The sequence below is a fragment of the Flavicella marina genome, from assembly GCF_009193215.1.
Lineage (GTDB): Bacteria > Bacteroidota > Bacteroidia > Flavobacteriales > Flavobacteriaceae > Flavicella > Flavicella marina.
Window position 1 is genome coordinate 85,049 of sequence record NZ_VYVA01000001.1, and the last position, 12,046, is coordinate 97,094.

A 12,046-nucleotide genomic window follows, 5' to 3' on the forward strand; every position below is an offset into this window, starting at 1 on the left:
AAAAGTAAATATATAGCTATCTCATATGACTCAAAAAGAAATAAGAACTATGTGGTATTAAAAAATACATTTGTTGCGTATATAATTCTTACCTGTAAATATTCCCCATCACTACTATTTCAAATAAGCAGTGGTTTCAATCTACTTTTATAGAGGACTCTCTAACATTTAATCGGCCATTTAAAATGATAGTTTGAGGAATAAACAATCCCGTTGTCTCGATTTGATCCAATAACAACTTAGCAGCTGTTTGTCCAATATCACCTGTAGGTTGACTCACTGATGTAAGTGGAGGTGCAATATGCTCAGCCAAACTAGACTCTGAAAACCCTACAATTGCAATATCATTTGGTATTCGATAACCATGTTCTTTAAAAACCTTCATCGCTCCTATTGCACTAGGATCGCTTGCCGCAAAAATAGCTGTTGGTATTTCATTTTTTTCAATCAACTCCAAAGCAACTCGTTCTCCCTCTTCCATTGAAAAGCCACAAGTTATTTTTTTTCCTTCTGATATTTTATACTTTCGATGGGCAGCATCAAACCCTTGAGATCTATTTTTAGAAAGCGTTAGGTTCTTTGGACCAGAAAAATGAACAATATCTCTATGTCCCTGTACTATAAGGTGCTCCGTTGCAAAAAAAGCCCATTTATAATCATCAAACACAACTTTAGAAGCTGGTAATTCTTCAATGACTCTATTGAAAAACACTATTGGAGTTCCTGATTCAATAATTGACTTATACCGTTCGATATTTTTATTCTCTGAACACAATGAAACGATCAAACCATCAACCATATTATCGAGCATAGTTTCTAAATTTTTCAGTTCAATTTCTGCAGACTCATTTGATTGCATAATCAATACCTGATATCCTTTTTCTATAAGTATTTCTTGAGCTCCGATAATTACTTCTGGAAAAAAACTATTGATAAACTCTGGCACTAATATTCCAATATTTAATGAACGTTGTTGAATTAATTTCCTAGCAATTGGATTTGGCTTGTACCCCATTTCCTTTGCTGTTTTCAAAATTAATTCTTTCGTTTCAGCACGAATATCATATTTATCATTAAAAGCTCTTGAGACTGTAGATACAGAAACCTTTAATTTTCTTGCAACATCTTTAATCGTAATATGTTTCATGATTCAATATTAATCATTTTTATTGTTTTAGAAAATACCGGGAACGTTTCCAGAAAATAAAAACGTTTTCGGAAACGTTCTCGGGAATAATTTTATTCAAATCCATTGTAAAAACATTCATTTAATCGAAATTGCTAAATAATTCAAAATACAAGACATGGGTTATATAGACATAGGAGTCATTTTAATATTCACATTATTGGTGTTTGTATGCGGAATGAGCTTTTCAAAAGCAGGAAAAAACATGAAATCGTATTTTGCTGCAGGAGGTGCACTACCATGGTGGATGAGCGGATTGTCTTTGTTTATGAGCTTCTTCTCGGCCGGTACATTCGTTGTTTGGGGATCAATCGCATACAATAGCGGATGGGTAGCAATTGCGATACAATGGACTATGTGTATCGCTGGTTTGATCATCGGATTTTGGATTGCTCCTAAATGGCAAAAAACAAAAGCACTAACCGCAGCTGAGTATATAACAGATAGACTTGGATACAAAACACAAAAAATTTACACCTACCTATTTTTACTCATCTCTGTGTTTACTACGGGTGCTTTTCTATATCCTGTTGCAAAAATCGTAGAAGTATCTACAGGAATTCCAATCACTGCAAGTGTCATTTTTTTAGGAATCTTGATATTGATTTACACCGCTGTTGGAGGATTATGGTCAGTAATTGTAACAGACGTTTTACAATTTGTCGTGCTTACTGCAGCGTTATTGATTGTGGTTCCATTATCATTTGATAAAATAGGAGGAATTAAAAATTTCATCAATTTGGCACCTGATAATTTTTTCAATTTCGTAAATGAAGAATACACCCCTGGTTTTCTAGTTGCTTTTGGTCTTTACAACCTTTTCTTTATAGCAGGAAACTGGGCCTATGTCCAAAGGTATACAAGTGTAGCTACACCAAAAGAAGCGAAAAAAGTGGGTTGGTTGTTTGGAGGACTTTACTCCATAAGTCCCTTGATTTGGATGCTACCTCCCATGATATACCGTATCATAAACCCTGACCTTAGTGATTTAGCGGAAGAAGGCGCCTATTTATTAATGTGTAAAGAAGTATTACCTATCGGAATGTTAGGATTGATGCTTGGAGGGATGGTATTTGCAACTTCCAGCTCGGTAAATACAACTTTAAACATTTCAGCTGGTGTATTAGCTAACGATGTTTTCAAGCATTTTAAACCAAACTCAAGCGAAGTCACCTTAGTAAAAGTTGGTAAATCTGCCACTATTTTCCTTGGCGTTATTACTATTATTGTGGCACTATTAGTTCCTCTGATGGGAGGAATTGTAAATGTGGTTATGAGTTTAGCTGCCTTAACCGGTGGTGCGATGTTCTTGCCGCCATTATGGAGCCTCTTTTCAAAATATCAAACAGGTAAAAGCATACTATCTGTAACAATCATTTCCCTGCTGATAAATGCATTTTTCAAATTCATTAGCCCTGATTTACTTACGATATCTTTAGACCGAGCAACCGAAATGGGAGTGGGAGTTGTAATCCCTATTATCTTGTTAGCTGCATTCGATATTTATGCAAAATCAAAAAAACATAGCACTATCGAATACGACAAATATCAAAAAATCGTTTCAGAAAAAACCTCAATTGAGGAAGAAGTTACAATTAGTAACAAAAGAGGAAGTCGTGTAATTGGTATAGGAGTTGCATCGACAGGCTTATTGATTCTAGGACTCTCGACTATAGCCGAGACTGGAATACTGCTTGTTAGCGGAATGGGTGTTTCTGTTCTTCTTGTTGGTGTATTTATCATTAAAAAAAACCTTAGATAAAATTAACAACATAATCGTACAATATGTTAGTACAACAATATAGCTCTGAAAAAAGGCAAAATAAAACAATTGAAATTCAAAGTGAATTTGTCGTAATTGGAGGTGGTACTGCAGGAGTCTGTGCCGCTATTACAGCTGCTAGAAAAGGAACAAAAACAGTATTAATTCAAGACAGACCTGTCTTAGGTGGTAACGCTTCTTCAGAAGTTCGTTTATGGATTCTCGGTGCAACATCTCATATGGGAAATAACAATCGTTGGTCCCGTGAAGGAGGTGTTATGGATGAAATACTTATCGAAAACTTATACAGAAATAAAGAGGGAAATGCAGTGATTTTTGACACATTACTTTTGGAAAAAGTTCTGAATGAAAAAAACATAACACTTTTATTGAACACAAGTGTATACGACCTCACAAAATCTAATGATAGCAGCATCAAATCTGTAAGAGCTTTCAACCCTCAAAACTCAACTGAATACATAATAAACGCACCATTGTTTTGTGATGCTTCTGGTGATGGAATCGTTGCATTTAAAGCCGGAGCTTCCTTTAGAATGGGAGCAGAAACAAAAGAAGAATTTGGGGAGTTATTTGCTCCTGACAAATCGTATGGAGAGCTATTGGGTCACTCTATGTATTTCTACAGTAAAAACACTGATAAACCCATAAAATTTAAAGCTCCTGATTTTGCTTTAAAAGACATCACTGTAATCCCCCGATATAAAGCAATCGGAAAAGATGATAAAGGTTGTAGGTTTTGGTGGTTCGAATATGGCGGTCGAGGAGATACTATTCATGACACTGAAGAAATCAAATATGAACTTTGGAAAGTTATTTATGGTGTTTGGGACTACATAAAAAACTCAGGAGAGTTTGAAGATGTCGATAACATGACACTGGAATGGGTAGGAACCGTACCTGGAAAAAGAGAAAGTCGGCGTTTTGAAGGACTTTACATGATGAAGCAACAAGATGTTATCGAGCAACGTAAATTTGACGATGCCATCGCTCATGGTGGTTGGGCTATTGATTTGCACCCTGCAGATGGGATCTATAGTGATAAATCTGCCTGTACACAATGGCACTCAAAAGGTATTTATGATATACCTTATAGGTCATTCATCAGTAAAGACATAGACAATTTATTTTTAGCTGGAAGAATTATAAGTGCAACACATGTCGCTTTTGGATCCACAAGAGTAATGGCAACTACAGGCCTTTGTGCTCAGGCTATAGGAATGGCTGCCTACATATGTCATAAAAAAAACATCAAACCCGCAGCAATACTTGAAAACGGAGTGATCAAAGAGCTCCAAAATGAATTGAACCTTTTTGGACAGTCTATTCCGAGCATACCTATTCAAAAAAACAGTAACCTAATCACCAATGCAACTATTGAGAGTAGTTCATCCTTAAAACTTTCAAAAATAAAATCTAGCGGAGAATGGATGAGTTTAGCTACTTCTGTTGCTCAATTACTGCCATTCAAAGCAAAACAGAAATACAAGTTTAAAGTAAGATTAAAAGCTTTAGAAGCAACTGCCATTGAAGTTCAATTAAGAACATCGATCAAAGCAGAAAACTATACACCTGAGTTAATTTTAGAATCTCATATTTCTAACCTAGAAAAAGGAGAGCAATATTTCGAATTTGAATTTGAAGCATCTGTAAATGAACATCAATATGCATTTGTAACTTTTATTTCAAACGATAAAATAGAATTACAAAACAGCAATGAGCGTTTTTCTGGAATATTGACTGTCTTTAACGGAGTCAACAAAGCAGTTTCAAACAAAGGCAAACAAACTCCCCCGAAAAACATCGGAGTCGATACTTTCGAATTTTGGATACCTCAAAGACGTCCAGAAGGAAAAAATATCGCTATGGAAATCTCCCCAGCAATTGAAGCTTTTGAAAAAGAAAATATCGCAAATGGATATGTTCGTCCATGGAAAACAGTAAATGCTTGGTCCGCTGATTTAAACGACACAGCACCTGAATTAAAAATTTCTTGGGTGGAAACTCAAGAAATATCTGAAATTAAACTTTTCCTAGACACCGATTATGACCATGCTCTAGAATCAACCTTAATGGGACACCCAGAAGATGTAATACCCTTCTGTTTAAGAAACTATACGATTAAAGATGAACAAGGAATGATGATAGCAAAGAAGGAAGGAAATTTTCAAACGATTAATGTTTGGAAATTTGACCCACCCATTCAAACTAAAAAACTAATTCTAGAAACTGAACATCCATTGAAAAATATTCCAGCATCAATTTTTGAAATAATATGTAGTTAAATCAATATATGAAACCAGCATTGCAAATAATATTATTTTTTTTATGTTTCACTTCATGCAAACAAGAAGTGAAAAGAACTGAAGAAAAAAATTCTTCAAAAACTCTAAACTTAGGGAATATGGTGCAGCCTGTTCCTGTGAATCACATAAAAATAAGTAAAGACTTTCATATTTGGGGTGCATCTGTTATCAAAGGTTTTGATGGAAAATACCACATGTATTACTCACGTTGGAAATATGAACTTGGACATATGGGTTGGGTAACCGATTCTGAAATTGCATATGCTGTCTCAGAAAAAGCGGAAGGACCTTATATTGATATTAATGTTGCATTACCTGCAAGAGGAAAAGAATTTTGGGATGGTACAACAACTCACAACCCTACTATTATTAAAAAAAATGGTTTCTACTACCTCTATTACATGGGTACGACTTCACCTGTACTTGCGAAACAGCCAACTTCTATGAAAAATAAAGATTGGTGGATTTACAGAAACAATCAAAGAATCGGAGTTGCCTGGTCAAAAAAACCTGAAGGTCCTTGGACACGTTTAAACCATCCAGTCATAGACGTAGCTATAGATCCAAATGCTCCGGATGCATTGATGACCTCTAACCCAGCAATAAACATTGGACCAGATGGCAACATATTTGCTATCTATAAGGTTGTGGGCAAACAAAAAGGATGGAAACCAATCGACCTAAACTCAAGTGAAAGTTATAACATCTCGAAAGGTGATCGAGTGAGGTACATGGTTGCTTTTGCTAAATCACCTTTAGGACCTTTTCAAAAACACAATGAAACAATTTTTGAATTGAGAAATTCTAAAAATGACTATATGATTGTTGAAGACCCATATGTGTGGAGTCAAAACGACAAATACTATGCAATTGTATGCGATATTAAAGGTCGTTTCACCGGAGATATAGGAGCTTTTGCCCTTATGTATTCGAAAAATGGATACGACTGGCAACCAGCTAAACACCCATTGGTTTTGCCAAGTAAGATCCTACTTAAAGATGGTTCAAAAACCGAATATAAACTAGAACGCCCACAACTTTTAATTGAAGACAACGTACCAACATTTTTATTTGGAGCCTTAGGTATAACAGTAAACGGAGTTCATCGAGGACATGCTTGTAATTTAAGAGTTCCCCTAAAAAACAACTAAAACATGAGACAGTACCTATATCTATTTCTTGCAATCTTTATTACAAACTGTGCAACAAAACATGAAGTTTCAGAAACTGATGAAATATCACTCAATGGTATTTGGAAATTCAATACTATCTACGGCATGGGGTCGAACCCTTTAAATATTCACGAAAAACCAACGGATATCTTGATTGAAAGTACAGATAAAGAAAATGTTAAAGTTTCTGGAAGTTGGACTGTAAAAAAAACAGGTCAAAGAAGATCTGTATTTCATGGAAATGATTATCTAAGCAGGTGGTTTAAAGGTGATGAGTCATCTCAGTGTTACGTACGGTTTAAGCCAAAAGTAAAAAAAGAAGGTTATTATGAAGCGCTAGTAATTGCTCCTTTTGTATCACATATGACTGCACAAATAAATGTAAATCATGCTGATGGAAAACACACCACACATTTAAGTCAGCGCATCAATTGTGGTGAATGGATAAGTGTTGGAATTTTTAAATTCAAACCATCAGACAACAATTATCTAGAAATCACTGCCATCACCGATGGAGAAGTTGCAGCAGATGCAGTATTGTTTAGACCAATACCGGAGGAAAAATACAAGAAAGCTAAACAACAGCCGAAACAGGTGTTCTTACCAACTTATGATGATTCTGATTGGAATGAATTAAAAGTACCCGGACATTGGGGTATGTTAAACTCTTATTCTAATTACAATGGTTTGGGTTGGTATCGAAAAGAATTTAAAGTACCTAAATCTTGGAGTTCAGATTCATGTTCAAAATATCGATTGCAATTTGGAGGTGTATATCATGTAGCCAAAGTATATTTAAACGGAACATTCATCGGAAGGCATCAAGGTGGATTTACTCCTTTTGAATTTGAAGTTGGAAAAAATTTAAATTTTTCAGAAAACAACATATTGGCAGTTGAAGTTGATAATAATTTTATCGTAGGAGCTACATGGAATTGGGGTGGAATCATCAGAGATGTAAAACTGGTAAAAAATAACAATCTACGAATTAAAAATCAATACATACATGCAGAACCAGATTTGGAAAAAGGTACCGCAAGCATTGAACTCAAAGTTAACGTTGAGAACAAATCAAATCAAATCAAAAGCATCACCATCGACGCCGAAATTTCGAACCCTAAAAAACTATTATCTCTTACAAAGACAGTAAAGGTTCCAGGCAACCAAAAATCAGAAATCATATTCACTGGAGAATTATCTGCAGAGGAAGTGAAGCTATGGCATTTTGATCACCCAGAACTGTATACTATTCATACGAGTATTTCGGAAGGCGAAAATATTTTAGATGCAAAAACCAACAGTTTTGGAATTAGAAAAATTGAACTTACCGAATCTAAACTTTTGCTGAATGGAGAACCAGTTAGAATAGGAGGTTTTAACCGTGTTAGTGAACATCGATATTGGGGTTCGTCGGAACCGATTGAAATTCTTGAAAAAGATATAGACTTAATGAAAGAAGCAGGTGCTAACTTTATGAGAATCATGCACGGAACTCAAAATAAAAAATTAATAGAGCTGTGTGATAAAAAAGGAATTTTATTGTTTGAAGAGGTCAATGTTCGAGATTTAACGAACCCTGAATTTACCGCGCCAGAGTATCCATTAATAAAATCATGGATCCAAGGAATGGTGGAGCGAGATATCAATCATCCGTGTATTATTGGCTGGAGTGTCGGAAATGAACTTACCAATCATAAATCATATGCTAAGAAAATGATCGAGTATGTAAAAAAAATCGACCCACATAGATTGGTTACATGTGTAAGTAATAGTGGCCAAAAAGAGGAGGCTACTAGAGAAACTGATCCAAATACAGATGTTGATATAATCATGCATAACATGTATCGTTGGCAAGGAAAACCACTTGATATCATCAATAAATTAAGAAGTGAGTGGCCCGAAAAACCTATATTTATTTCAGAGTACGGTTTCGACCCCTACCCTTCAACTTCACTTGATGGAGACCAGGAGATATTTTCTGAATGGCATGAACTATGGAGAGGTCGAAACGAATTTGTAATTGGTACTTCTTTATGGACATTCAACGATTATCGAAGTAGTTATGCAGGTACCACAGCAGAAGAAAACAGAGTTTGGGGATTGGTAAATGTTTGGCGCCAAAAAAGAAGGATGTTCAATCGAGTTTCTAAAGAATTAAGCCCTGTTAAAGATATACAGGTTACAAATATAGATTTTGAAGCGAAAAATGCTGAAATTTTAATTCCAATTAGAGGATTGAACGATTATCCGAGTTATGTATTGAATGGGTATTCTTTAAATTGGGAATTAAGAAATATTAATGGAAAGATTATAGATCAGAATTTAAAAAATCTTCCTACCATTCACCCAGAGGATACATCATGGGATGGTGAAATATCTTGGAAAAATATATCTAAAGAGCTTCTAGACCTAAAAATTCAATTGATTGCTCCTACGGGTTATGTGCGATTCGAAAAAATCATTTCCTTCTCAACTCCCAAAGCTCCAATCATTACAGCTGTTGATTTAGGAAATAATTCTTTAAGAATTAATTTCGAAAAAGTTCCGGGAGCTTTGGAATATCTCGTTCGATATAAAAATGAGTCCGGGAAAACTGTAGAATCACAAAAAACGATAACAAACTCAATTGAAATTAAAGGCTTAAAAAATTCTGAAACGTATACAGTTTCGGTAATAGCCATCAACGAAAAAGGAGAAAGTCCATCTCCAAAACCTATTTCGATTACCCCAAACGGAAAATTATTAGCCCCTAAAGTATGGGATGCATTTATTAGGGATCAAAAATTAATCATTGGATATACAAGCAATAAAGAAGACGATTACTATGTAGTAAATTACGGAAATGATGAAAATAATTTAGATAAAGAATTTAAAACCAACGTCAGAGGAATGATGACCATAGATTTGAAAAACGAAACAACGATTTGGTTCAAAATTAAAAGAATCATTGCTAATAAATCCGGAAACTGGTCGCAAGTAGTAAAAGTTAAAGGATAACTATTTTGCTCTAAACTTGAAATAATATATGAAGTTTTAAATACTTAAATAATAAACAAGCAGATCAATTAGAATAAAAAAAATTCTGTACCTATTAAAAAAGTTTCTTTAAAGGAAATATCTAACATTCTGAAAACCTGAAAAGAAAACAAGTACGAACAAAAAAACAAAGATTACAATACAATATGAAACAAATTTTTCAACTATTAACCCTTATATTAATTCCATTACAAACGATTATCAGTCAAGAGAACATAATCGACCTTTCTAAGTGGCAATTAACTTGGCAAGACGAATTTGATTACAAAGATAGAAACCTAGATAAAAACTGGGAGTCTCAGAACGGACCTAGCGGTCATATATTATGCAGCAGATGGAGAGAGAATGCTGTTGTGAATGAGGGCATTTTAGAGTTGGTGGCTAAAAAAGAAGAACGTGGTGGTCAAGATTGGACAGCTGGAAATATCTGGACAAAAAAGACATTCAAATATGGATATTTTGAATGTCGTTATAAATATGCAGGAGCTAGTGCTACAAACAATTCTTTTTGGTTGATGACTAGAAATGGAGAACCTAAAGAAGGAAAAAAATTCGAAATTGACATCAATGAAGGGCATTTTCCAAACGAGGTGAATACGAATATTCATAATTGGTCTGACATCACTTATGATGAAAAAGGAAGAAAAAAACACTTCTCAACTCATAAAGGCTTCTCGTTTGGGACAAAACCAGATTATTCGTTTCAATTAGAAATCCCCATTGAAACCACTAAAATTAGATTGGTATCAAAAAGTGATTCAAAATTCCATATTCGAGAATTTAGAGTCTATGGTGTCAATAAAAAAGGAAACTACCCTAAAGTATTGTCAGAAACAGCAGACAATGATATAGATGGATTGGTGAATCATACTAGAAATAAAAATGTGACCATTAGTTCAAGTGGCAATTATGGAAATCAGTACCAAGAAGCAAATTTAGTTGACGGAAGAATAAATACATCATGGGTCACTCAAGTGACCGGTGAAAAGTGGATTCAATTTGAATGGAAAAAACCAATTGAAATTGGCTGTATTCAATTTATCAACGGGTGGAATAGTAAAGAAAACTGGAACGATTTACTTTCTGAATACAAAGTACAATACCTAAAAAATAGTACATGGGTCGATATTGCAGTTTTAGATATTCAAAAAAGCTCAAACTTCTCGGATGAATTCCATACCTATGGTTTAGAATGGAATGAAGAAGAAATCATTTTTTATTTTGATCGAAGAGAAATTAGAAGAGAAAAAAACACCTTTTGTTTTAGCGAATCACCTATTTGGTTAAGCTTGGCTATCATAAAATGGTCTGGAGCTATTACTGATACTCTAGACGGATCTTCAATGAAAGTAGATTACGTAAGACATTATACTAAAAACTATATAAAATCTAAATGAAAAAACTATCCTTATTCGTACTTGGAATTCTAATGTTTTCTTGTACAGAAAAAAAAGAGACTCAGGATTATAAAATTGAACTAGGTACAGCCGCTATGAAGTCTAAATTTGTAAATGATTCCATTAGTATTTGGGGAGGTTCAATAACAAAAGGCAATGATGGTTTGTACCATATGTTTTATTCTAGATGGGAAAAAAATCTAGGTTGGGCGTGGGTTACACATTCTGAAATTGCACATGCAGTTGCCGAAAGTCCATTTGGCCCTTTTAAGTTTAAAGACGTAGCTTTAGAAATTCGTGACAAAAATCTTTGGGATGGATTGTGTACACACAACCCTACTATTCATAAATTCGGAAATAAATACTATCTCTATTACATGGGAAATACGGGAGATGGAAAAATATACGGGGTTCCTGGAAAAATTGACCTCAACCCTATACATAGAAACAACCAAAGAATAGGGGTGGCAATTGCAGATAGTCCAAATGGACCTTGGAAACGATTTGACAAACCCATAATTGATGTTTCTGAAGACCCGAATGCAATTGATGCTCTATTGACTAGCAACCCTTCGGTTACGAAAAGACCAGATGGGGGTTATTTATTAGTATACAAAGCTGTAGGTAAAAAAAGAAAAGGTATTTGGGGTGGTCCGGTTGTACATTGTGTCGCTACATCAGATAGTCCTACCGGCCCCTTCGTAAAACATGATAAACCTATTTTCTTAGCAGAAGGACATGATTTCCCCGCCGAAGATCCATTTATATGGTATGAAGACGGAAAATATAGAGCGATTGTAAAAGACATGCACGGAGCATTTACAGATGCCGGTAGAGCACTTGTATTATTTGACTCAGAAGATGGTTTTGATTGGAAACTTGCAAAAAACCCTTTAGTCTCAAAATTAGAAATTAAATGGGAAGATGGAACTCTACAAAAAGTAGCACACTTAGAACGCCCTCAAGTGTATCTAGAAAACAACAAACCTATTGCATTGGTATGTGCATCAGACATAAAAGACGATAACGGAGTCCTACATTCATTTAATGTTCAAATCCCAATAAAAAAAGAGTAACCAAAATTGTAGTTTGCTGAAAATGCATTTTAAAACTATTTGATGGTCTTTTAATCTTAAAAAAAAAGCCCTTTGATAAACTCAAAGGGCTTT

General features: G+C 34.7%; 7 protein-coding genes. 6 read left to right on the forward strand and 1 reads right to left on the reverse strand.

The window, feature by feature from the left end; all coding sequences use genetic code 11:
* Positions 1 to 136: 136 nt before the first annotated feature.
* The gene (locus F6P99_RS00280; protein ID WP_152285445.1) at positions 137 to 1,147 is read right to left on the reverse strand and encodes a LacI family DNA-binding transcriptional regulator; all 1,011 of its coding nucleotides are present in this window, start codon (positions 1,145 to 1,147) and stop codon (positions 137 to 139) included.
* Between the two features lie 157 nt (positions 1,148 to 1,304).
* On the opposite strand from F6P99_RS00280, the gene F6P99_RS00285 reads away from it, so the two are divergent.
* From F6P99_RS00285 to F6P99_RS00310, 6 genes are all read left to right on the forward strand, one after another.
* Complete coding sequence (locus F6P99_RS00285) at positions 1,305 to 2,948, forward strand: sodium:solute symporter family protein (protein WP_152285446.1); 1,644 nt, start codon at positions 1,305 to 1,307, stop codon at positions 2,946 to 2,948.
* Positions 2,949 to 2,971: 23 nt separating this feature from the next.
* The gene (locus F6P99_RS00290; protein WP_152285447.1) at positions 2,972 to 5,251 is read left to right on the forward strand and encodes an FAD-dependent oxidoreductase; all 2,280 of its coding nucleotides are present in this window, start codon (positions 2,972 to 2,974) and stop codon (positions 5,249 to 5,251) included.
* Positions 5,252 to 5,370: 119 nt separating this feature from the next.
* Positions 5,371 to 6,423, forward strand: coding sequence for a glycoside hydrolase family protein (locus tag F6P99_RS00295; protein WP_152285448.1), 1,053 nt, complete (start codon positions 5,371 to 5,373; stop codon positions 6,421 to 6,423).
* Between the two features lie 3 nt (positions 6,424 to 6,426).
* A complete protein-coding gene (locus F6P99_RS00300) occupies positions 6,427 to 9,441 on the forward strand; it encodes a glycoside hydrolase family 2 TIM barrel-domain containing protein (protein WP_152285449.1) in 3,015 nt (1,004 codons plus the stop codon).
* A gap of 185 nt (positions 9,442 to 9,626) precedes the next feature.
* Positions 9,627 to 10,877, forward strand: a complete 1,251-nt coding sequence (locus F6P99_RS00305) for a family 16 glycosylhydrolase (RefSeq protein WP_152285450.1) — start codon at positions 9,627 to 9,629, stop codon at positions 10,875 to 10,877.
* The gene (locus F6P99_RS00310) at positions 10,874 to 11,953 is read left to right on the forward strand and encodes a glycoside hydrolase family protein (protein ID WP_226912977.1); all 1,080 of its coding nucleotides are present in this window, start codon (positions 10,874 to 10,876) and stop codon (positions 11,951 to 11,953) included. Before F6P99_RS00305 ends, F6P99_RS00310 begins: the two co-directional genes overlap by 4 nt.
* Positions 11,954 to 12,046: the final 93 nt, after the last annotated feature.